Here is a 20,536-nt window from a genome sequence, read left to right as displayed (position 1 = left end):
GTTTAACGATCCTGGCCTTTGCGTAGAGTCCTTGCCATGGCTGTGAACTTGACGCGGATCTACACCCGGACCGGCGACGCCGGCGAGACCCGCCTGGGCGACAACTCGACGACTTCGAAGACCGATTCGCGGCTGGCGGCGTACGGCGAGGTGGACGAAGCGAACTCCGCGATCGGAGTGGCCATCGCCGCCGGGCACCTGAACAGCACCCTGGTGCTCCTGCTGACCAGGATCCAGAACGATCTGTTCGACGTCGGCGCCGACCTGTGCAACCCGGTCACGCCGAATCCGGAGTACCCGCCGCTGCGCATCACCCAGGACTACATCGACCGGCTCGAAGGCTGGTGCGACGACTACAACAGCCGGCTGACCAAGCTCCGCTCGTTCATCCTGCCCGGCGGCACCGAGGGCGCCGCCTACCTGAACGTCGCCCGGACCGTCGTACGGCGGGCCGAACGCGCCGGCTGGGCCGCCGTCGAGGTGCACGGCCCGTCGGTGAACCTGCTCGCCCTCACCTACCTCAACCGCCTCTCCGACCTGCTGTTCATCCTCGGCCGCGTCGCCAATCTCTCCTCCGGCGGCGATGTGCTGTGGGTCCCGGGCGGCGAGCGCACTCCGTGACCGTCGGCTGGCTCCGGCCGGGTTCCGTCGAGTACGAGGCGGCCCGCCGGCCGGCGATGCCCCGGTACGGCGAGATCCGCCCGGCCGCGATCGCGCGGTGCTCATCGGCAGCGGACGTGGTCGAGGTGCTGGCCGAGGCACGAAGGACCGGAGTGCCGGTCGTACCTCGCAGCGGCGGGCATTGTTTCGCCGGCCGCTCGTCGACCACCGGCATCGTCCTCGACGTCTCCCCGTTGACCTCGGTCGAGGTGACCGACGGCGTGCTGTGTGCCGGTGCGGGCATCCGGCTCAACGAGCTGTACGACGCGCTCGACGCGGCCGGCGTGACCATTCCGGGCGGCTGCGGTCCGACCGTGGGGATCGTGGGCCTGACCTTGGGTGGCGGGATCGGTCTGCTGGGCCGGATGCACGGGCTGACCTGCGACAGTCTGGTGGCGGCGGACGTCGTGCTGGCGGACGGCCGCGTCATCACCTGCTCCGACGAGGACGACGCGGACCTGTTCTGGGCGCTTCGCGGTGCGGGTGGCGGGCAGTTCGGAGTGGTCAGCCGGCTGTGGTTCTCGACCCTGCCGGCTCCGGTCGCGACGCGGTTCCACCTCACCTGGTCGCGTGCGGACGCGGTCGCTGTGATCGACGCGTGGCAGCGCTGGGCGCCGTACGCGCCGGACGAACTCAACGCCAACGTCCGCTTGGCCGCCGACGCGGTTCACCTGTTCGGGCTGACCGTCGGTGAGTTCGCCGCTCCTGTTGACCTCCCGCCGTCGTCCTCGATCGTCGAGGAGTTGCCCTATCGCCAGTTGAAGCGGTCCTTCGTCGGGCTTGGCGCGGAGGCCGATGAGGTCCAAAGGATCGAGGTCAGTAAGTCGGAGTTCTTCGCGCAGCCGATTCCTACGGCGGTGCTTGAGGAGTTGGTGCGGGCAGCTCCGGGCGAGGTGAACTTCACGCCGATGGGCGGCGCCTACAACCGCGTCCCCGCCGACGCGACCGCGTTCGCCCACCGCGACACGGCCTTCCTGCTGGAGCTCATGGCGAGCGCACCTGCGGTGAATCTCGAGGCGACCGAGGCCGACCTTCGCGCGAGACTGGCCGGTGTCTTCAAGCCACTCGCGCCGTACGGCACCGGCCGGGTCTACCCGAACTTCCCCGACCCCATGCTCGAAGACCCACACCTGGCGTACCACGGCGAGAACCTCGACCGTCTGCGGAAGGTCAAGCAGGCCTACGATCCGGACGGGTTCTTCGCCTTCCCGCAGTCGCTCAGCCCAGCTGCCAGTTGAGGGGCATCCGCAACAGCCCTTCCGGCGGCAGGCCCAGCGCGCTGTAGATACCAGTGGTCAGGCCGTCGAGGGTTAGGGGCTGAGCCTTGACGGCCAGGTCATCGGTGGTCGTCGGCGCACGCAGCTGGTCCAGGAGGTTCCGGTGCGGAACCGTGGCGAGCGCGATGTTGTCGCGGTCCAGGCCGGCCCGGTTGCAGGCAATGGTGAGCGCGTGCTGGAAGCCGCCGAGCTCGTCGACGAGCTTGCGGGCGTGCGCGTCGGCACCCGTCCAGACCCGGCCGCGCGCGAGACTCTCCAGCTCGTCCTCGGGTAGCCCGCGGTCCTGCGCCGCCTTGGCGACGAAGTCCTTGTAGATGCGGTCGAGAGTCTCCTCCAGCCGCGCCCACTGCTCGTCGGTGAATTCCTCCTGCGCGGAGAACATCCGTGCGTTCTCGCCCTCTGACACGGCCTGCTGCGTGATCCCGATCCGGCCGAGCGCATCCCGCACGACGCCCTTGCCGGTCAGTACGCCGATCGAGCCGGTGATGGTGCCCGGTTGCGCGACGATCACATCCGCCGGCATCGCGACGAAGTACCCGCCGGACGCGGCCACACTGCCCATCGACACGATCACGGGTCGTCCGGTGGACCTCAGCCGCAGTACCTCGTTCCGGATCGCGTCCGACGCGACGTACGACCCACCTGGGCTGTCCACCCGCAGTACAACGGCCCTGACCTTGTCGTTGTCGGCCACAGCACGCAGCGCGGCTCCGACCGTGTCAGAGCCTGAGCTGGAACCACCGAGCGGGCTACTGGAGTTGCGGCCCACGTTGATCGCACCAGAGACCCGTACGACGGCCACCACCGGTTTCTGCGGCCAGGGGAGCTGCTTGCGCAGGTCGTGCAGAGTCCGAGGCCCGCGGCGGATGTACCGCTCGGCCAGGAGCCGGGTGGTCTCGCCGAGTCCCTTCCGCAGCTCGTCGTACACATCGGAGCGGTAGCCAAGCCGGTCGACCAGCCCCACTTCGAGTCCGGTCTGTGCCGGCAGCGGTGCACTGTCCACGAGCGCCCTCACTCGGGCGGTGTCCAGCCGGCGTCGTACGGCGATGCCCTCGACGATCTGCTCGTACGCCGATTCGGCCAGCCGCGACGCCATCTCGCGGGCCGGCTCCGTCATCTCCTTCTCGGTGAAGGTGTCCGCGGCGGTCTTGTACTCCCGGCGCTTGCCGAACTGCGGGATCACGCCGGCCTTGTCCAGGGCTGCGCGAACGAAGACGGCCTGCACGGAGATGCCGGTGATCGCGAGGTCGCCGGACGGCTGCATCCAGATCTCGTCGAACGCGGTGGCCAGGTAGTACGGCACGGTCCCCTGGCCGGTCTCGCCGAACGACTCGGTCCACGCGACCGCGGTCTTGCCCGACGTCCGGAAGTCCGCGACCGCCTCACGCAGGTCCTGCACCTGGGCGAGCGACAACCGCTGGCCACCCAGATGGGCGACCAGACCGACGACATTGTCGTCGCGCGCACCCTTCCGAAGGGCCGCCACCAACTCACGCAGTGTCGGCAGGTGCCGCGACCGGAACGCGGCCACCGGCGAAGCGGGCGGCGTCTCCAGCACACCCCTGGTCAGATCCAGCTCAAGCAGAATCCCCATACCCCGACCCTAGTCGCCTCTGACAAGACCGTGTGGGTCAGCGGATGGTTGGGGACGGTGGCTTGGGGTTTTGGTCGGTCCAGCCGGATTCGAGGACGACGGTCGCGCCGGGCTTGCCGTACGTCGAGCTGAGCAGGCGACCGGTGGTGGGGTCGATGATGTAGCGGGCGCCGCCACGGAACAGGAACGTCCTGCCGCCGCTCGGCTCCTTCGGGTTCACGTTGATGGTGATCTCGGTGCCGGTGCGGCCGATCGGGTCCTTGACCCCGGTGCGGACGTGGGTGCCGGGGAGCGCCGCCAGGACGCGGAGGGCCGCGCCGCGAAGCTTCGGGGGAGAGGGCATCTCGAACAGCAGCCGGCCGGCGGCAGCGAAGACGACGTAGTCGCGCATGGTCGCCGTCGAGCCGGGGTCGGCGCCGCGGGCGAGGACGGCCTGGAGCTTGACCGGGTCGGTCGGGAGGGCCGCGATCTGCTGCGCAGTCAGGGGTTTGTCGCCGGTCAGGTAGTAGCCGGGCGGGACGTCGTCGAAGGCCATCTCGTTCACCACCGGATCGGTGGCAGCGACGGTGATCGGGTCCTTCTCGTACTCCAGCTGCCACGATTGTGGTGAACCCTGTGCCTGCCATTTGGACGCGTCGGTCGGGGTGGCGGGTCGATAGCCGAGGTTGACCCAGCCGAACCACGACTGCAAACCCGGCTTCATCGGCATCCAGCTCTCGCTGATCGACCGCCGCTCCAACGTGTACTTCGGGCTCCCGACCCGCGTCGTCGCAGTCAGCTGCAGACTCCGCACCCGGAAGAACTTCCCCGAGACCTTCTCATTGGTCTCCTGCTGCACAGCCGCCTCGATCAACACCCGGCTTGCGGCCGTCAATCGCGGTGCGGTCGGTGTGATCGTTGCCGGTGCCGCTCCCGGCGCATCCCCGGAACCAGGTCCTCTAACCAACGGCACCCCCAGACCCGCCACGACCACCACAGCGGTAGTCGCGGTCAGAGCAGTCCCCACCCACCCCGCTCTAGCAGCACCCCACCACCTCTGCGGCGCTGTCTCCACTTCCGCTTCGCGGATCACCAACTCCACCCGCCGTCGCGCAGCGGCGGTCGTCTCCGGAGTTGGGCCCTCCGGCTCCGGGAAGGCCTTCCGCAGGGACTCGAGTTCGTTCATCAGGACTCACCTGCGATCGGGCCGAGGGACTCGCGGAGGATGCGGCGAGCTCTGGACAGGCGGGAGCAGACGGTGCCGTACGCGATGCCGAGTGCTGCGGCCACTTCGTCGTACGTGAGTTGGCCGAGCGCCACCAGCAGCAGCACCTCGCGGTCCTTGGCGGAGACCTTGGCGAGGGCGGCCGCGAGTTCGCGGCTCGCGCCCTGTGCGGTGACCTGCGCGGCGATGCGGTCCTCATGATCGATGGAAGCCGTCGGCGGCGGCAGTTTCGCGACCGCCCGCCAGGCCCGGACCTCGTCGCGGCGGTGCCGCCGGATCAGGTTCGTCGCGATCCCGTAGAGCCACGCACGCACCACGCCGTTGCGCCGGTCGAACCGGTCCCGCTGCCGGAACGCGATCAGGAACGTCTCCGCCGCCAGATCGTCGGCGATATCGGTGCCGAGCCGGCGGGCGACGTACGAGTGCACCTGGGCGAAGTACCGGTCGAAGATCAGCGTGAACCGGTCCGGCTCCCGCACCGACGCCTCCAGCACCCGGCCATCCTCATCGGCTTCGGTCGCGGGTACGGCGGCAGCCGGCAGCCGCCCGGGAAACGCAAGCGTCGCCAAGGCCAGGTCGGGCGTCATCGAACTCCTCACGTCAGGTGTGCCGGTCGGCTCACCTTGTTCTTGTCCGATGTCCCCAGACCCCTTCTCGCGACGCGAAAGCCCGACACAGGGACGCGCGAGAGCGCTCTCCGGAGGACAGGCCGGCGGGAGAGATCTGGCCGGACGTCAGGAAGCGTCGAGCAACCCGCGGGCGGCGTCCTCGTCCTGCGGCCAGACGTAGACGGACCAGCCGTCCTTGGTCCGGGCCGCGGTCGCCTTGATCCCGAAGTCCTTCAGCATCGACACCTTGACTCGAGCCTCGTTGTAGCTGGGCACCGTCCGGACGTCGATCAGCAGGCCGAAGGAGTCCCGTTCCGCCGGGCCCAGGTCGACCCGCCGAACCAGCGAGCCACCCTTCGCCTTCGAGAAAGCCCAGCGACACAGCAGTACCATCAGCCCGGCCAAGGCGATGGCCACGAGAGGGAACAAGAAGTACTGCTCGGCGAACACGGACACCATTGTCTCGCGAAATAATTGGTCGCGAGGTCTTGGCAACCTTCCGTGTCCCCAGGGAGTCTTTACGATCACAAGCATGCACGCTGCAGTGCGGCCGATGACTCGGGGGCCGCAGGGAGAGCGGAGGGCACGGACATGCTCGCACCGACCCACGACGACACAGCACCGAACAACAACGTCATACATCTCACCGGCATCCTGGACGTCCGCACTGTGGGCGACGTCCGTCAAACCCTCAATCAAGTGATCGACACCTCGGTCGGCGACGTGATCGTCGACCTGGAGGAAGTCGACGCCGTCGACGCCACCGGTCTCGGCCTGCTGGTCGCCAGCCACCGCCGTACTCAGTTGCTGGGTCGTCAACTCGTCCTGTGGCACCCGATGCCCTCGGTGATCCGCATCCTCGCGGTCACCCGCCTGCACCGCATCCTGCGGGTCGAACGCACTCCGATGGCGATCTCCGCCTGAGGTTGTGTGATGTAGCCCGCTGGTGACACCGGTCACGAGGTAGGGACTCACAAGGGAACACAGTCCTACTCTCGGGTACATGGCGACCGAGAAGGATCGACCGTGGGTGATGCGGACGTACGCGGGCCACTCGTCCGCGGCCGAGTCGAACGCGTTGTTCCGGCGGAACCTGGCCAAGGGCCAGACCGGACTGTCGGTCGCGTTCGATCTGCCGACCCAGACCGGGTACGACGCGGATCACGTGCTGGCCAAGGGTGAGGTCGGGAAGGTCGGCGTACCGATCGCGCACCTCGGTGACGTGCGCGCGCTGTTCGACCAGATCCCGCTCGCGCAGATGAACACGTCGATGACGATCAACGCGACCGCGATGTGGTTGCTCGCGCTCTACCAGGTGGCCGCGCAGGAACAGGGTGCGCTGCCGGACGAGCTGACCGGTACGACGCAGAACGACATCGTCAAGGAGTACCTGTCCCGCGGCACCTACGCGTTCCCGCCGGACGCGTCGCTGCGGCTGACCACCGACCTGATCGCCTACACCGTGGCCAACGTGCCGAAGTGGAACCCGATCAACATCTGCAGCTACCACCTGCAGGAGGCCGGCGCCACGCCGGTGCAGGAACTCGCCTTCGCCCTGTCGACGGCCACCGCCGTACTGGATCGGGTCCGGGACGGCGGTCAGGTGCCGCCCGAGCGGTTCGGCGACGTGGTGCAGCGGATCTCGTTCTTCGTGAACGCCGGGGTGCGGTTCATCGAGGAGACCTGCAAGATGCGCGCGTTCGTGCGCCTGTGGGACGAACTGACGCTGAACCGGTACGGCGTGACGGACGCGAAGGCTCGCCGGCTGCGGTACGGCGTCCAGGTGAACTCGCTCGGGCTCACCGAGGCGCAGCCGGAGAACAACGTCCAGCGGATCGTGCTCGAGATGCTCGGCGTCACGCTCTCGAAGAACGCCCGCGCCCGCGCGGTCCAGTTGCCGGCGTGGAACGAGGCCCTCGGGCTGCCGCGGCCGTGGGACCAGCAGTGGTCGCTGCGGATGCAGCAGGTGTTGGCCTACGAGTCGGACCTGCTCGAGTACGACGACATCTTCGACGGATCGCACGTGATCGAGGCGAAGGTGGACGAACTGGTCGCCGGTGCGCGCGAGGAGATCGACCGTGTCCAGGCGATGGGTGGTGCCGTGGCTGCCGTCGAGAGCGGCTATTTGAAGCAAGCGCTGGTCGCGTCGCACGCCGAACGCCGGCAGCGGATCGAGTCCGGTGAGCACGTCGTCGTCGGCGTGAACAAGTTCGAGAACACCGAGCCGTCGCCGCTGACCGCGGACCTCGACACCGCGATCCAGACGGTCGACCCGGCCGCCGAGAGCGCGGCGCTCGAGTCGCTGCGGAAGTGGCGGGCCGAGCGGGACGACAAGGCGGTCGAGGTCGCGCTTGCCAAGCTGCGCGAGGCGGCGAAGGGCACGGACAACCTGATGCCGGTCACCCTCGAGTGCGCTCGCGCGGGCGTGACGACCGGGGAGTGGGCGGGGGTGCTCCGGGAGATGTTCGGCGAGTACCGCGCGCCGACCGGGGTCTCCGGATCGGTCGGCGTCTCCGCCGGCGGTGAGGCCATCGCCGCCGTACGCGAGAAGGTCGCGACCACTTCCGAGGAACTGGGTGGGCGGCTGCGGTTCCTCGTCGGCAAGCCCGGGCTCGACGGCCACAGCAACGGTGCCGAGCAGGTCGCCGTACGGGCTCGTGACGTCGGTTTCGAGGTGATCTACCAGGGCATCCGGCTGACACCCGAGCAGATCGTCGCCGCGGCCGTTGCCGAGGACGTCCACTGCGTCGGGCTGTCCATCCTGTCCGGCTCCCACATGGAACTCGTCCCCCAGGTCGTCACCGGCCTCCGCGAGGCCGGCCTCGAAGACGTCCCGGTCGTGGTCGGCGGCATCGTCCCCGACGCGGATGCGCGCGCTCTCCTGTCCGCGGGTGTAGCAGCCGTCTACACCCCAAAGGACTACGACCTCACCGGCATGATGTCCGACGTCGTCGACGTCATCCGTAGAGCAAACAAGCTGTAGATCTCCCCACGCGTGCTACGCGGCCGCTCCTTCGTCGCACCCGCTCCGCGCGCTCCCGCCCACCCGACTTTCCTTGCGGGCTGCCGCCGCGATCAGCGGCTGCCGCCGCATCCGGCGGGCTTATCGCCCACGCGCGGCGGGCTCCTGCGTCGCGCGCGATCGACTACTTCGCTCGGCGTCCGTCAGGCGAACAAGTGTTGTCACGGGCTGATGTCCGACGTCGTCGACGTCATCCGGCGAGCGAACAAACTGTAGATTCCCCACGCGTGCTACGCAGGCACTCTTTCGTCGCTCCCGCTCCGCGCGCTCCCGCCCACCCGACTTTCCTTGCGGGCGGCCGCCGCATCTTGCGAGCTGTCGCCCGTGGCCTCCAGTCCCCCCGAGGCTGCGCGGCTGCCGCCGCGTCTTGCGGGCTGTCGCCCGCGTGCTGCGAGATCCTGCCCACCCCGACCCGCCTGTGTGGGTTGGGTTTTGAGCTCGGGTGGTAGAAGGGATGCATGGCTGATGCTCAGGTGACTCGAAAGCTCTCGAACGGTGCGGAGATCCCGGTGGTGGGGCTGGGGGTCTGGCAGGTGCCGGACGGTCCGGAGTGTGAGCGGGCGGTCGCCGCGGCGCTCGAGACCGGCTACCGGCTGATCGACACGGCGCAGGCGTACGGGAACGAATCGAGTGTGGGGCGAGCCATCCGGAGCAGCGGGATCCCGCGCGAGGAAATCTTCCTGACGACGAAGTTCTACCCGGGGAAGCGGGATGCCCGGGTCGAGGCGGAGAAGAGCTTGGAGCGGCTCGGTACCGACTACGTCGATCTCTACCTGATCCATTGGCCGCAGGGTGGGCCGACGTGGGCCTGGCCTGGGATGGAAGCGGCCAGTGAGGCCGGGCTGACCCGGGGCATCGGAATCTCGAACTTCGGCGCCACCGAGCTCCAGGAACTCCTGAAGGTGAGCCAGATCCCGCCGGCGGTCAACCAGATCCTGTTCAGCCCGTTCGACTACCGCCGTTCCCTGGTCGAGGCCTGTGAGGACGCGGGCGTGGTCGCCCAGGCCTACAGCCCGCTGGGAACCGGACGGCACCTCGACGACCCGGCCGTCGAGCGGATCGCCTCGGCCACCGGACGCACCCCCGCGCAGGTCCTGATCAGGTGGGCTGTCCAGAAGGGGCTGTCGGTCATCCCCAAGTCGACCCACAAGACCCGCATCGAGGAGAACTTCGCCGTCTTCGACTTCGAACTCGACGAGGACGCTGTCTCCGCCCTCGACGCGCTCGACACCACCAACCAGACCCCGGACGCCCTGTCTCGCTCCCAGAAGTGGTGGTCCTGACCGCCTCCAGAGCTAACCACGTCCCTCAGGGGCGCACGAAATCCGTCGCTGTCTAACTCACCGAAGGATTACGAACTGACCGGGAGCGGCAGACGAATCCGGCGATCGAACAACCTGTAGGCAGTAGGTCGGTGGTCGGCAGGACGGCGGTAGTCGTCAGCATCATTCGATGGTCTGACGCTACGGGCAGTTCGCCGATCACGAAGGATGGTTGCGCTGCAACACGTCGTGATGTTGAGTGCACCGCACTATGACGATCTGGACGCAGTTTCTGCCTGGAGTTCGTGATGCTCGACTCCCGCTGGCAGCAGGCTCGGTTTGGGCTCTGGTCGGCTCTCTGCTCTTCCGCTACCTTCCCGATCAAGTCGAACACGGAGAACTTGCCAAGTCGATCCGAACGGCGGTGGCAGTCGCACCGGCGACAGTTGTGGTTGGAGTCGGGCTGTTTGGTGCCTACCTGTTAGGAATCGTGCTGACGGAGCTCAGCCAGATCGTGCTGAGACTCGTCAACGGACTGGCCAGACTCATGCCGGTCCTTGTAGGCATCCTCATTCTCCTGTGGTTCCTCGCGAGCTTCCTGCGTCTTCTGCTTGTGGCTGTTGCGGCGCTGGCCGTACTCGCCTGGCATGAATCACGAAAATCCGGCGGAGTGAGCTACGTGGACTTGCTCTCCTTTTCATTCACCCGGCTCTGCTTGTGGTGCCTGCGTTTCTGCAGTGATCGTTGGCAGGACGTGAAACTGGCCTGGGATCCGTCCCGCGAGCAGATCGCAACCATGGTCAAAGAAGAATCGGCACGGACCCTCGCAGCGTCGGACGGCGTGCGGCACAGTCTCATCAGTCGGATTCCGCGTGGAATGCTGTGGGATGCGCTCCGTGCCACGAACCTCCAAGATGCGGAGTTCCAACGCGTTCAAGCACTGCAGGTCCCGGCGCTTGCGTCCGTCCCATTGGCCCGGGCAGTTCGGAAGATCAAAAAGGTGCCGGAATTGGAGGGGACCATCCGGGCAGCGCTGGAGGAGAAGGTAGCCACTCACAGCGAAGCCAGGCATGCGCTGATCTCAGCAGTGGTGAATATCGCCCGACTGCAAGCTGACGTTCGTAACCGCGTCGACCGAGCACACGTACAGCTCCGCGCGCAATATGAGAGCGTGTACAACGAGTACGATCGGTTGCGCTCCGAGGGTGAATTCAGGACCGGGATCGCACTGCCGTTGACAGCTTTGATCGCAGCGCTTGGTTACGCGACGATCGATGAGTTCGACATCTCCAGGGAGAACGGCATCTGGTTCTATGTGATTGCCGGGGTGACAGGACTCGCCATGCTGACGGCCGGTGAGGGCAAGAAGTCTGAAGCCGCGCATCTCCTCTACTCGAGTGTTCGGCAGCAGTTGGTTCTGCCTACCGAGACTCGAACCTACGGAATCGAGTTCTTTCCGATCAAGCACGCGGGTGTCGAGATCGACCTAGAGGTGTTCAGGCCGCTGATCGATCGAGCACGCAAGGTACGGAGTTGGTTCTGCGCGCTCCCCATCGTTCGGCGTATTCATCGGCGCTTTGGGAAGCACCTCTAGTGCCCTCCCACTGGGGATGATGGCGGTTCTCGTCCAGGTCATTCGCCATGCCCGGGCGCTCTAGCTGTAAATCGGCCGTTAGGTTGTGCCAGTGGCCGGCGGTTGTCTCGCGGACGGGCACCGGTCAGCTAGCCCGGATCTTTCGTGAGTCGGTCGCGCGCGTTGGCGGCGGCTTGATAGCCGGCGCTGGGGGTTGATTCTTGCAGTCGGGTAGGACAGGGACCCGAGTGTCGTCTCGGGGTGGACGCCGGTTCCACGTGCCGGGTCTGTTGCGGGGCGCAGTGACGGGTGAGGCGTCGTTAGCCGGGTGAGGTGAGGGCGCGGATCCGGGTGAGGCCGGCGTGCAGCAGGGTGGTCCAGGCGCTGTCGCTGGCGAGGTGGACGATGGTGCGGCGGCCGGTTCGGGCGATCCTCGCGGCGGTCGAGAACAGCCGTAGTCGTAGGCGTTTGGGTTCCCAGCGGCGAGCTTCGTGGGCGGTGCCGTCGGTGTCGGTGAAGGCGAGTAGTTGCATCCAGGTGGTCAGTTCGCAGGCCAGGGCGACGATGGCGCACCAGATCTGGTTTTGGCCGAAGTCGTGCAAGGGGAGGTTTCTGAGTCCGGTGTCTTTGGCGCAGCGGATCCGGTCTTCGGCGCGGGCTCGGCGGCGGTGGCGTAGTTCGAGGTCGGCGAGTTGGCCGCGGGTGGTGTTGGTGGCGAAGGCAGTGATGCGGTGCCCGTCGACGTCGGTGAGGCGCAGTTGGGCGCCGGGGTGGGGGCGTTCCTTGCGGATGATCACCCGCATCCCGGGCGGCCATTTCGACAGGTTGAGTAGGGCGGTGACGTCGGCGACCCAGGCGCTGTCTCGGACCCGGCCGTCGGCATCGACCGCCGGTGTCCAGGCCTGCTTCGGGATCCGCGGCAGCTTGTCGGCGAAGTCGTCGGGCAGGGGGAACCCGACCGAGTACGACAGCCGCTGGCCGACGATCCAGTCGAGGAACTCGTGGGTGCAGCCGGCCGCGTCGGCACGGATCAACACTCGGCGTCCGGGCCTGGTCCCCGACCGATGACCGGGGATCTGTTTGAGCGCATCGCGGACCACGGTGATGTGGTCGGCGGCGGTGTTCGAGCCGGCGTTCCCGGGTCGCAACATGACCGCCAACGGCTCGCCCGATCCGTTGGGTCCGTGGTCGACGAACGCGCACAACGGATGGAATCCGTAGCCCCGCTTGAAGGTTGGGGCCGCACCCTGCTTGTCCGAATGCGAACCCACCAAGGTGGCGTCGGTATCGATGATCAGCGGATCGTCGGGACTCCTGCCGGCGTCCGGCGCGTGCTCGCCGGCCAGTGCCCACACCCGCGCCCGGGCCGCCGCCCGTGCGACATTGATCGCCTTCAGCACCGCCTCGACGTCGCCGGCGAGCGCGTCGACCGCGCGGGACACCGTCGGATCCGAGGCGACCGGACCAAACACTCCCGGCTCTGCGCGCAGCACCGCAACGTCGGCCAGGCAGTCCCCACCCAGCCCGAGCGCGACCGCCAGATCGGTGACGATCTTGGCCGGGTCGTGCCTGGCCAACGGCCTGCGCCACGGCGCCAACACTTCCGACAGTTCCGCATCCAGGCCACTGACCCGGCACGCGTCGGTGAGCAACAGGCCGCCGGCCTGCGACACCACCCCCGAACCCGCAGCATCAACCCGAACACACGGATACAACCCGGTAGTCTTCACCTCGAAGGTGCTCCTCGGCTCCGCACGACATGGTCCTAGACAAACCACATCGTCGCTGGTCAGGAGCACCTTTCAGTTCACCAACACAGCCTCACCATCAACCACCGTGAAAGCGCCGGGCTAGTCGATGGCGCGCGCCGAAGGAGCGCAGGGCGCGGGCGATAAGCCCGCAGATCGCGGGGCGATAAGCCCGCCACCCGCCGGCGATTAGCCGGCCGCCCCGGGCGGAAGCCCGGCGAGGTGCACCGGCGACAGCCGGGGGGTGGGCGGGAGCGCGCGTAGCTGACGCGACGAAGGAGCGGCTGCGTAGCGCGCGTGGGTCAGCTGGCTGATTTCTCCTGGATGAGGTCCTCGACCGCCTTCGGGATGGTGGTTTCGAAGTCGAGGAGTTTGGCCCAGGTGAGGGTGACGGTGATGACCGCCATCTGGTCGTAGAGGCCTTTCACGCCGGCCTCCCACTCGGGGTACTGCTCGTCGGTCATCACCTTGTGGCCGGCCTCGAGGTAGCCGTCCGGGACGCCCTGGACCAGCTCGACCTCAGCGGTCCCGCGGAGCAGCAGCACCTTCGGCGGGAAGGCGCCCTTGTCGATGGTGAGTGCCACGCGAGGGTTCTTCCGGAGTGCGGCGACCTTGGCCGCCTTCGGCACCGTGGCCATCAGGATCTGCTCGCCCTCGGTCCAGAAACCGATCGGGATCGCCCGCGGGTCGCCGTCGATGCCGGTGTACGCCAGTCGAGCCGGCTCGGGGCCGTTCAGCAGTTGCTGTGAGTACGGCTTGGCCAGAATCTCGGTGATCTCGTCCTTGGTCATGGTTCGGATCCTTCCATCTGGAGGTTGTTCTCACCCAGGGACGAAGCCGCTGAGCGGTCCTCGACATCGATAGGTTGTCGAATCGTGGAAATCTTCGGATTCGGTGCGGGTCAGGTCCACGTGGGTGACGACGGAGCGGTCGCCAAGGTGGTTCACCCCGGTGGACGGCAGGTGCTGTTCGACGAGGGTGGGGTGCACGACAGCCTCCACGCGTGGGGCAAAGGCTTCGTGATCACGGACCGTGGCGGCCACCGCTTCGATCACCCGGCGATGCTCCGCTGGCGGCAGAGCGGGATCGACCTGCTTTACCAACTCCCCGAGCTGGAGCTCCGGGTCGGCCGCCGGTTCGGAGAGCAGTGGACCGAGACGTACGAGCTCCGCAACACCGGCGCCGAGCCCGTCGAGGTCGGGTCGATCGCGATCAGTACGCCGTACCGCGACATCTACCGGTCGAGTCGCGAGAGCCTCACCGGCGCGGTCCATGCGCATGTGTGGACGGGTGGCGCCGACGCGTGGGTCTGGGCGGTCCCGATGGACGGTAGTGGTCCCGGGCTCGGGCTGCAGCTCAAGGAGGGTGAGCTGTGGGCGTACTCGGTCGAGTCCCGCGAGCCCGGCACCAGCAGCAACATCCGCGGTCACCTCTACCTCCACGTCACCGACCACGCCCGCGCACCGCACGCGATGGGCGGCCAGCCGGCGATCACGCTCGCGCCGGGGGCGTCGTACCGCTGGACCTGGCAGCTTTCCTGGTACGACGACCTGCCCGGCTTCCACGCGGATCGGCAGCCACTGATCGGCGCGGACCGGTTGGCGGCCGAAGTGGGGGAGACGATCCAGCTCACCGGGACCGGCCCGAGTGAGGTGACCAGCGACGAGCCGGGGGTGGTGCACGTCGAGGCGACGGACGGTCAGCGGACCGCGCGGATCGCCGTACTGTTCCACCAGCCTTTGAGAGATATCGCGGAACAACGAGTGCGGTTCATCCTCGACAAGCAGCGACGGCCGGAGCTGGCGGACAGCCGCAAGTACGCCTTCGTGCCGTACGACAACGAGAGCGGTCTCACGGTGCTGTCCGGCGCGTGGGGCGATTGGTCCGATGCGCGCGAGCGGATCGGGATGGCCCTGCTGTTGCAGGAGGTTCGCGATCGTGGGTGGGGCGACCGGGCCGAGCTGGACGAGGCGCTCGCCGGGTACGAGGAGTTCGTCCGCGAGCACGTGGTGGACGACGACGGGACGGTCCAGGACGACAGCATCCACCAGGGCAGGGTCCGGCTCTACAACTTCCCGTGGTTCGCGCGCTTCCTGCTCGGCCAGGGCGATGCGGCCGGCGCGATCCGCATCCTCGAGCGGTACTACGAACTCGGCGGGTCGCACTTCCTCGCGTTCGACCTCGGACCCTTGCTGAGCGAGCTCGGGATGCGCGACCGCCTCGTCGAGCACGCCCGCACGTTCATCGAGTACGGCGACGAACTGCCGCCGCACGAGGTCAACTACGAGCAGTCGATGGTCGCGCCGTTGCTCGAGCTGCTCGTCGCGGCGTACCGGATCGCGCCGGCCGAGATCGACGCCGCCGAGCTCACCCGCCGCCTGCCCTGGCTGACCGCGTTCGCTGCCGATCAGCCCGACGTACGCCTGCGGCACGTGTCGATCCGGCACTGGGACGGCTACTGGTTCGGCCGGCTGCGGTTGTGGGGCGACGTCTTCCCGCACTACTGGTCCGTCCTGAGTGCGGCCGTGTACGCCGCTTGGCCGCGCGAGTTGGTCGACGAGCAGCAGGCGGCCTGGCTCGACGCGGCGGGGGAGTCGATCCTGCGCTCGAATCTGATCAACTTCGAGACGGACGGCTCGGCGACGTGTGCCTTCGTCTACCCGAGTTGTGTGAACGGACAGCCCGCGTACGTCGCGGATCCGCTCGCGAACGACCAGGATTGGGCCCTCGTCTACGCGCTCCGACTCAGGTGAGCGACGGCAGCAGCGTCCGAAACGTCACCATCAGGTGCTTGTGCAGGCTGGTGCCGTACGAGATCCGGATCGCACCGGCGGCTGCCAGCTCGGTCGGTGTCGGGCCGCTCGGCGCGGCGTGCGCGTTGATCGGTCCGCCGATCCCGGCGACCAGTTCGGGCAGAACGTCCAGCGGCGCATAGATCGGGTAGACGCAGTCCGCACCGGCTCGACGGTAGGCACGGCCTCGTGCGTTGCCGTCGGCAACATCCTTCCCGTACAGGAAGGTGTCCACCCGCGCGTTGATCACCAGGTCCGCTCCGGCGGTCGCCCGGACCTCGGCCAGGTAGTCCGCGTGCTGTGCCGGGTCGACGAGCACGTCGTCGACCGAGTCCTCGAGGTTGCAGCCGACGGCTCCGGTCTCGAGCAGTCGCTCGGCGAACTCCTTCGGTGGCAGGTCGTAGCCCGCTTCCATGTCCGCGGTGACCGGTACGTCGACCGCTCGAACCATCCGCGCCACCGCGGTGAACATCTCGTCCGGTGGGGTCAGCTGCCCGTCGGCGTACCCGAGGACGCGGGCGACCGCGCCGCTGCTGGTCGCGACCGCGGGGAAGCCGGCCTCGGCCACGAGCCGGGCGCTGACCGGATCCCACGCGTTCGGCAGGACCAGCGGCGTACCGCCGTGGTGCAGCGCCCGGAACAACTCGGCTGTGGATGCCATGTCGGGCCTCAGCTCGGCTTGTAGTGGCCGGGCTCCATCCGCCCGGTGACACCGATGCGGGTCCACGCATTGATCGTGATGATCAAGGCGATCAACTGGGCAAGGTCCTTGTCGTCGAACGCGTTCGCCGCGATGTCGTACACCTCGTCGGGAACGTGATCAACGCTGATCAACGTGATCGCCTCGGTCAACTCCAGTGCGGCCTGCTCCTGCTCGGAGTAGAACTTGCGCGACTCCCGCCAGACCGGCAGCAGAGTGATCCGCTGCTGGTCGTCGCCGAGGTGCAGCAGGTCGAGCGAGTGCATGTCCGTGCAGTAGGAACAGCCGTTCAGCTGGGACGCGCGGATCCGGACCAGGTGGGCCAGTTTGGGGTCGATCCCGGCGTCGGAGACCGCGTCCAGTGCGATCATCGCCTGGTAGAAGTCGGGAACCAGGTTGGCGAGCTTGACCCGCCGTTTCGTTGTGCTCATACCCACCAACCTAGGTCCCGACCGGCCCAGCTACCTGGTCCACTTCCAGAGTGATTCCAAGGGCCAATTGACCCGGGACTCAGGCCTCCGGCATGGGGGCGTCGAGGAACGTCAGCACGACGTCGCGAACCAGGTCGGTACGGGCGAGACCGAAGAAGTGGGTCGTGCCCGGGAAGACCGCCAGCTGCGAGGCGGGTACGCCGACGAAGTCGCCGTTCACGTCGCTTCCGCGCAACTGCGCGAACCGGACCGCGTGCTCCAGCTTGACCGCGTCGTTGTCCCCGACGGTGATCAGCGTCGGTGCGGCGATGCCGCGGATGTCGTCCTCGGACCAGCCGCCGGCGCCGCGGTCGTAGCCGCCGAGCTTGGTGAGGAGCACCTGGAGGTGGTCGAGGTCGGGGTGCGGCGACTTGGCCAGGTACTCGGCCTCCATCGGCGTACCGGCGATCATCTCGACCTTCATCTCGCCCACCGCGTCGGCGTTCTCCTCCCGGTCGCCGCTGGGGTCGAACGACACCGAGGAGATGATCGCCTTGCGAATCAGCTCGGGGTTCTTGATCGCGAGGTGCAGCGCCACGGCCCCACCCACGCTGAAGCCGAAGACGTCGACCTTCGGTACGTCGAGGTGCTGCAGCAGCCCGACGACGTCAGCGGCCAGCCCGACGGTGCCCAGCGGGCGATCGGCATCGTTCGTCCGCCCGTGCCCCTGGAAGTCGGCGGCGATGACTCGGCGGTTGGCGGCCAGGCTCGGCAGGAGCTCACCGAACTGCAGGTCGATGTTGAACAGTCCACCGTGCAAGAGCAGCAACGGCGTCCCGCCGGAACCGTGGAGCTCGTAGTACATCTGCAGGCCGTTCACCGGCGCGTAGCCGGTCTCCGGTGCGGACGGAACTGGAGCGGTCTGGTCGGTCACGGCGGCTCTCCCCTTGGTCGATGCTGAACGGAACGCCTGAAGCGCGGCTGCGCGGGCGTTTCCGCGATGCTAGCCGCCGGACCCGTCCATCGGTGCTGCCGTCACGAAGGGTCGGGGACAGCCGAATGTCGTTGACTTCACAGGTATCTGACTGACTGATCAGTCAGTTACTCGCTACGATGGAAGCGATCGATCGGACATTCCTTCGATGGGGTGAGGTGCCGCAGATGGCGCTGGTGGATGTGTCTGTCGCTCGGCGGGGAAAGCGTCGGCGAAATCAGGCGAAGTTGGCCGACCATGTCGATCGGCTGGGGGAGGAACACCCGCCGATCCCGCTCGACAGTGTCGACTACACGATGAACCGTCCCGACCTGCTCGCCGAGCGCTTCGGACCGGTGCTGTCCTACATGTCCCGAGTCGAGCTCGAAGTCGAGCGGAACGTCCTCGAGCTGAACCTGCTGCTCCCGGATCCACCGGAGGTCGACCGGCATTTCTATGCCGACGTCTGGCTGCCGCAGGAGACGCACCACGGGATCATCCTCGATCGGCTGCAGGTGCAGGCCGGTCTTGAGGCCGCCACTCCCAACGTGTCCGACGTGTCGTTCAAGCTCAAGGTGCTCGGGGCGCTCGGCCGGGTGGGCGCCGTACAGGACGTGAGCCGGATGCTCTACTACCTGACCGGACTGGCCACCGAACGATCGGCGGTGCTTGCCTACAACAAGCTTCACGCCGGGCTGGTCGAGCTGGGTGAACGGGCCATCGCGGCCACCGTGGTCGCGCCAATCCGGCGCCAGGAGCCCGGTCACTTCGCCTACTACCAGTTCGCCGCGCGTGATCTCTGGCCCCAGCTGGCTTCCTGGCAGCGGTGGCTGGTGCGCACGTTGCGGCGGAAGACGTTCGGCCCGGTCGGTGTCGACACCAAGCAGCAGAAGGTGGAGTTCGGGCACGTGATGACGGGCCTGGGCATCAACACCGGCGACGAGGCGGACCTGCGGCACTACGCCACCCAGGTCGGACGGGTCGAGCACGAGTTGCTGTGGTCGCACCGGAAAGGCCTGCGCGTGCCGGACTACGTTTTCAAGGCACTCCGGAGCGCTGCCGGGGCAGCCGCGGACCTGAAGGGGGATCGCCGGTCAGCCACCGAACGGGGTGAAACATGACCACCACCCATGCACCGGGGCGCAACACCAAGCGGCAGGCCATCATCGAGACCGCCGAGCGGCTGTTCGCCGACTACGGGTACGACGCGACGTCCACGGCGCGGATCGCCCACGAGGCGGGTGTTCCGTCCGGCCTGGTGTTCTACCACTTCGCCACCAAGACGGATCTCCTGCTCGCCATCGTCCGCGAGCGGCCGACCCCCGGCGAGGTGCTGCTCACCGCAGCGCGGGGGCGCTCGGTGCACAAGCGGCTGCGTGCCGTCGTCACCGTGATGGCAGAGGAGTTGGAACGTAACCGCTCGGCCCGGATCATCGTATTCCGGGAAGCGCAGGCACGTCCGGAGATCGCCGCCCGCGCGGCCGAGCTGTTCGCCGAAGCCGCCACCACCATCGCCGAGGTGCTCAGCGGCGCCGAGGACGTCGTCGCCGACCCGGCCCGGGTGCGGACAGCTGCCGAACTCATCGTCAGCACCGTGTTCCTGGACATCATCGCCCTGGGCCGGTCGGACACCGCGGCCAAGCGGCACGAGGACATGATCGACATGCTCGAAGAGTCGCTCACCGTTCCCCATCCGCACTGACCGCCGGCCGGGTCTTCACTCGGTCGCGTACTCCGCATACGCCGCCGCGAACTCCGGTGACGGCGGGATCGGTGTGATCACGTCGACCAGCGTGCCGGTCGGATCGACGGTCATGAAGTGACGCTGACCGAAGTCCTCGCTGCGCAGGCTCAGCGCGATCTCGTGACCGGCCGCACCGATCCGCTCGTGTACGGCGTCGACGTCGTCGACCTCGATCGACACCAGGACACCGGCCGGGCGCAGCCGGAAGGCCTCCGGAACACTCGGATGCTCCCGCTCGACGATCCCGATCTGCGGCCGGCTGCCGGTGGGAGCCTCGAGCTGGACGTACCACCCGCTGTCGAAGATGACCCGGAAGCCCAGCCGGTCGACGTAGAAGTCCCGCGTGGCCGCCACGTCGTCGGCGCAGATGGTCGGAAAGATGCTGGTGATCACGGCAGATCCCCTCTCTCGGTGTTGGTGCCACCGACGCTCCACCCTCCGGTCACCGGAGAGTCAAGCCCGGTGCCGAGGGTGTGGGGGAGTCTGCCGAAGCAGGCAGCTAGCTTCCGGACGAACCGTCGACGACACTCGCGACCAGGTCCTGAGCGTGGATCCGGTTGCCGTTGGTGGCGGCGAGCGTCATCACGGTGTCGGCGGTGTCCGGCGCGGTGTCTGCCGGGATGATCACCAGGTCGACGCGGGCGCCGGCTTTCCCGGAGAGCGCGGTCAGCAGGCCCGCGGGCTGGCTGGCGAAATAGCCCAGCCGTACGAGCCGGCCGTCGACGGCCAGGCGGCGCGGCTGGCTGTCCCAGTCGTTGCCGTGGAGCATCAGCCGGGTGATCGGCCCCTGGAGCTCGTCGATGGCCAGCACGAGGCCGGGAATCTCGGCGACCGGATCGCTCGAACGAGGCCACCAGCCGCCGTCGAGGAGCCCGGTTGCGGTGCCCGACCCGAGGCGCAGCCGAGGTGTCGACGGTTCGGTCGGGGACATGACGGTTCTGCCGTCGCTGGCGGTGAGTGTCACGACAA

General features: G+C 67.8%; 20 protein-coding genes. 9 read left to right on the top strand and 11 right to left on the bottom strand.

All coding sequences use genetic code 11. The features are described from left to right. Positions 1–36 precede the first annotated feature (36 nt). A complete protein-coding gene (locus ACGFIF_RS24190; RefSeq protein WP_393157442.1) occupies positions 37–621 on the top strand; it encodes a cob(I)yrinic acid a,c-diamide adenosyltransferase in 585 nt (194 codons plus the stop codon). Next, complete coding sequence (locus tag ACGFIF_RS24185) at positions 618–1,898, top strand: FAD-binding oxidoreductase (protein ID WP_393157441.1); 1,281 nt, start codon at positions 618–620, stop codon at positions 1,896–1,898. Before ACGFIF_RS24190 ends, ACGFIF_RS24185 begins: the two co-directional genes overlap by 4 nt. Here the strand turns inward: ACGFIF_RS24185 and sppA are convergent. The 4 genes from sppA to ACGFIF_RS24165 all read right to left on the bottom strand — a co-directional run bounded on the left by sppA (position 1,879) and on the right by ACGFIF_RS24165 (position 5,802). Further along, complete coding sequence (sppA, locus tag ACGFIF_RS24180; protein WP_393157439.1) at positions 1,879–3,531, bottom strand: signal peptide peptidase SppA; 1,653 nt, start codon at positions 3,529–3,531, stop codon at positions 1,879–1,881. The two genes, ACGFIF_RS24185 and sppA, sit on opposite strands and share 20 nt — an antisense overlap. A gap of 37 nt (positions 3,532–3,568) precedes the next feature. Next, complete coding sequence (locus tag ACGFIF_RS24175; RefSeq protein ID WP_393157438.1) at positions 3,569–4,696, bottom strand: CU044_5270 family protein; 1,128 nt, start codon at positions 4,694–4,696, stop codon at positions 3,569–3,571. Beyond that, positions 4,696–5,322 (bottom strand): RNA polymerase sigma factor, encoded by a 627-nt coding sequence (locus ACGFIF_RS24170; RefSeq protein ID WP_393157437.1) that lies wholly within the window; start codon positions 5,320–5,322, stop codon positions 4,696–4,698. Before ACGFIF_RS24170 ends, ACGFIF_RS24175 begins: the two co-directional genes overlap by 1 nt. 147 nt (positions 5,323–5,469) lie before the next feature. Next, a complete protein-coding gene (locus tag ACGFIF_RS24165; protein ID WP_393157436.1) occupies positions 5,470–5,802 on the bottom strand; it encodes a hypothetical protein in 333 nt (110 codons plus the stop codon). A 132-nt stretch (positions 5,803–5,934) separates the two neighbouring features. Here ACGFIF_RS24165 and ACGFIF_RS24160 point away from each other — a divergent pair, with 132 nt between their 5' ends. The 4 genes from ACGFIF_RS24160 to ACGFIF_RS24145 all read left to right on the top strand — a co-directional run bounded on the left by ACGFIF_RS24160 (position 5,935) and on the right by ACGFIF_RS24145 (position 11,221). Continuing rightward, the gene (locus tag ACGFIF_RS24160; protein WP_393157434.1) at positions 5,935–6,267 is read left to right on the top strand and encodes an STAS domain-containing protein; all 333 of its coding nucleotides are present in this window, start codon (positions 5,935–5,937) and stop codon (positions 6,265–6,267) included. A gap of 79 nt (positions 6,268–6,346) precedes the next feature. After that, on the top strand, positions 6,347–8,326 hold the full coding sequence (locus tag ACGFIF_RS24155) for a protein meaA (RefSeq protein WP_393157433.1): 1,980 nt from the start codon (positions 6,347–6,349) through the stop codon (positions 8,324–8,326). 497 nt (positions 8,327–8,823) lie between these two features. Next, the gene (locus ACGFIF_RS24150; RefSeq protein WP_393157432.1) at positions 8,824–9,648 is read left to right on the top strand and encodes an aldo/keto reductase; all 825 of its coding nucleotides are present in this window, start codon (positions 8,824–8,826) and stop codon (positions 9,646–9,648) included. Positions 9,649–9,898: 250 nt separating this feature from the next. Continuing rightward, positions 9,899–11,221 (top strand): hypothetical protein, encoded by a 1,323-nt coding sequence (locus tag ACGFIF_RS24145; RefSeq protein WP_393157431.1) that lies wholly within the window; start codon positions 9,899–9,901, stop codon positions 11,219–11,221. Between the two features lie 299 nt (positions 11,222–11,520). Here the strand turns inward: ACGFIF_RS24145 and ACGFIF_RS24140 are convergent, their stop codons facing one another. Both ACGFIF_RS24140 and ACGFIF_RS24135 read right to left on the bottom strand, forming a co-directional pair. Then, on the bottom strand, positions 11,521–12,930 hold the full coding sequence (locus tag ACGFIF_RS24140; protein ID WP_393157429.1) for an IS1380 family transposase: 1,410 nt from the start codon (positions 12,928–12,930) through the stop codon (positions 11,521–11,523). A gap of 320 nt (positions 12,931–13,250) precedes the next feature. Beyond that, the gene (locus tag ACGFIF_RS24135; RefSeq protein ID WP_393157428.1) at positions 13,251–13,739 is read right to left on the bottom strand and encodes a pyridoxamine 5'-phosphate oxidase family protein; all 489 of its coding nucleotides are present in this window, start codon (positions 13,737–13,739) and stop codon (positions 13,251–13,253) included. Between the two features lie 84 nt (positions 13,740–13,823). On the opposite strand from ACGFIF_RS24135, the gene ACGFIF_RS24130 reads away from it, so the two are divergent. Then, complete coding sequence (locus tag ACGFIF_RS24130) at positions 13,824–15,701, top strand: hypothetical protein (protein WP_393157426.1); 1,878 nt, start codon at positions 13,824–13,826, stop codon at positions 15,699–15,701. On the opposite strand, the gene ACGFIF_RS24125 is transcribed toward ACGFIF_RS24130, so the two are convergent. The 3 genes from ACGFIF_RS24125 to ACGFIF_RS24115 all read right to left on the bottom strand — a co-directional run bounded on the left by ACGFIF_RS24125 (position 15,694) and on the right by ACGFIF_RS24115 (position 17,784). Beyond that, entirely contained in the window at positions 15,694–16,401 is a 708-nt protein-coding gene (locus ACGFIF_RS24125) for an isocitrate lyase/phosphoenolpyruvate mutase family protein (RefSeq protein ID WP_393157424.1), read from the bottom strand. The two genes, ACGFIF_RS24130 and ACGFIF_RS24125, sit on opposite strands and share 8 nt — an antisense overlap. A gap of 8 nt (positions 16,402–16,409) precedes the next feature. Beyond that, complete coding sequence (locus tag ACGFIF_RS24120; protein ID WP_393157422.1) at positions 16,410–16,871, bottom strand: carboxymuconolactone decarboxylase family protein; 462 nt, start codon at positions 16,869–16,871, stop codon at positions 16,410–16,412. Between the two features lie 79 nt (positions 16,872–16,950). Beyond that, positions 16,951–17,784, bottom strand: coding sequence for an alpha/beta fold hydrolase (locus ACGFIF_RS24115; RefSeq protein ID WP_393157421.1), 834 nt, complete (start codon positions 17,782–17,784; stop codon positions 16,951–16,953). Positions 17,785–18,011: 227 nt separating this feature from the next. Here ACGFIF_RS24115 and ACGFIF_RS24110 point away from each other — a divergent pair, with 227 nt between their 5' ends. Both ACGFIF_RS24110 and ACGFIF_RS24105 read left to right on the top strand, forming a co-directional pair. After that, positions 18,012–18,944 carry a GTP-binding protein LepA gene (locus tag ACGFIF_RS24110; RefSeq protein ID WP_393157419.1) on the top strand — a complete coding sequence of 311 codons (933 nt, stop codon included), beginning with the start codon at positions 18,012–18,014 and terminating at the stop codon, positions 18,942–18,944. Continuing rightward, positions 18,941–19,525 (top strand): TetR/AcrR family transcriptional regulator, encoded by a 585-nt coding sequence (locus ACGFIF_RS24105; protein ID WP_393157417.1) that lies wholly within the window; start codon positions 18,941–18,943, stop codon positions 19,523–19,525. Before ACGFIF_RS24110 ends, ACGFIF_RS24105 begins: the two co-directional genes overlap by 4 nt. Positions 19,526–19,540: 15 nt before the next feature. On the opposite strand, the gene ACGFIF_RS24100 is transcribed toward ACGFIF_RS24105, so the two are convergent. Then, positions 19,541–19,960, bottom strand: a complete 420-nt coding sequence (locus tag ACGFIF_RS24100) for a VOC family protein (protein ID WP_393157415.1) — start codon at positions 19,958–19,960, stop codon at positions 19,541–19,543. A 106-nt stretch (positions 19,961–20,066) separates the two neighbouring features. After that, entirely contained in the window at positions 20,067–20,498 is a 432-nt protein-coding gene (locus tag ACGFIF_RS24095; RefSeq protein ID WP_393157413.1) for a DUF5994 family protein, read from the bottom strand. Positions 20,499–20,536: the final 38 nt, after the last annotated feature.

Origin of the sequence: Kribbella sp. NPDC049174 (assembly GCF_043197365.1) — a bacterium.
Taxonomy (GTDB): domain Bacteria; phylum Actinomycetota; class Actinomycetes; order Propionibacteriales; family Kribbellaceae; genus Kribbella.
The sequence above is the reverse complement of the archived record's forward strand: the minus strand, read 5'-3'. Positions and strand labels throughout refer to the sequence as shown.

Coding starts and splice junctions, on each gene's coding strand:
- ACGFIF_RS24190 (WP_393157442.1), top strand. CDS start 37: ATGGCTGTGAACTTGACGCGGATCTACACCCGGACCGGCGACGCCGGC.
- sppA (WP_393157439.1), bottom strand. CDS start 3,531: ATGGGGATTCTGCTTGAGCTGGATCTGACCAGGGGTGTGCTGGAGACG.
- ACGFIF_RS24175 (WP_393157438.1), bottom strand. CDS start 4,696: ATGAACGAACTCGAGTCCCTGCGGAAGGCCTTCCCGGAGCCGGAGGGC.
- ACGFIF_RS24170 (WP_393157437.1), bottom strand. CDS start 5,322: ATGACGCCCGACCTGGCCTTGGCGACGCTTGCGTTTCCCGGGCGGCTG.
- ACGFIF_RS24165 (WP_393157436.1), bottom strand. CDS start 5,802: ATGGTGTCCGTGTTCGCCGAGCAGTACTTCTTGTTCCCTCTCGTGGCC.
- ACGFIF_RS24160 (WP_393157434.1), top strand. CDS start 5,935: ATGCTCGCACCGACCCACGACGACACAGCACCGAACAACAACGTCATA.
- ACGFIF_RS24155 (WP_393157433.1), top strand. CDS start 6,347: ATGGCGACCGAGAAGGATCGACCGTGGGTGATGCGGACGTACGCGGGC.
- ACGFIF_RS24150 (WP_393157432.1), top strand. CDS start 8,824: ATGGCTGATGCTCAGGTGACTCGAAAGCTCTCGAACGGTGCGGAGATC.
- ACGFIF_RS24145 (WP_393157431.1), top strand. CDS start 9,899: ATGACGATCTGGACGCAGTTTCTGCCTGGAGTTCGTGATGCTCGACTC.
- ACGFIF_RS24135 (WP_393157428.1), bottom strand. CDS start 13,739: ATGACCAAGGACGAGATCACCGAGATTCTGGCCAAGCCGTACTCACAG.
- ACGFIF_RS24125 (WP_393157424.1), bottom strand. CDS start 16,401: ATGGCATCCACAGCCGAGTTGTTCCGGGCGCTGCACCACGGCGGTACG.
- ACGFIF_RS24120 (WP_393157422.1), bottom strand. CDS start 16,871: ATGAGCACAACGAAACGGCGGGTCAAGCTCGCCAACCTGGTTCCCGAC.
- ACGFIF_RS24110 (WP_393157419.1), top strand. CDS start 18,012: ATGGCGCTGGTGGATGTGTCTGTCGCTCGGCGGGGAAAGCGTCGGCGA.
- ACGFIF_RS24105 (WP_393157417.1), top strand. CDS start 18,941: ATGACCACCACCCATGCACCGGGGCGCAACACCAAGCGGCAGGCCATC.
- ACGFIF_RS24095 (WP_393157413.1), bottom strand. CDS start 20,498: ATGTCCCCGACCGAACCGTCGACACCTCGGCTGCGCCTCGGGTCGGGC.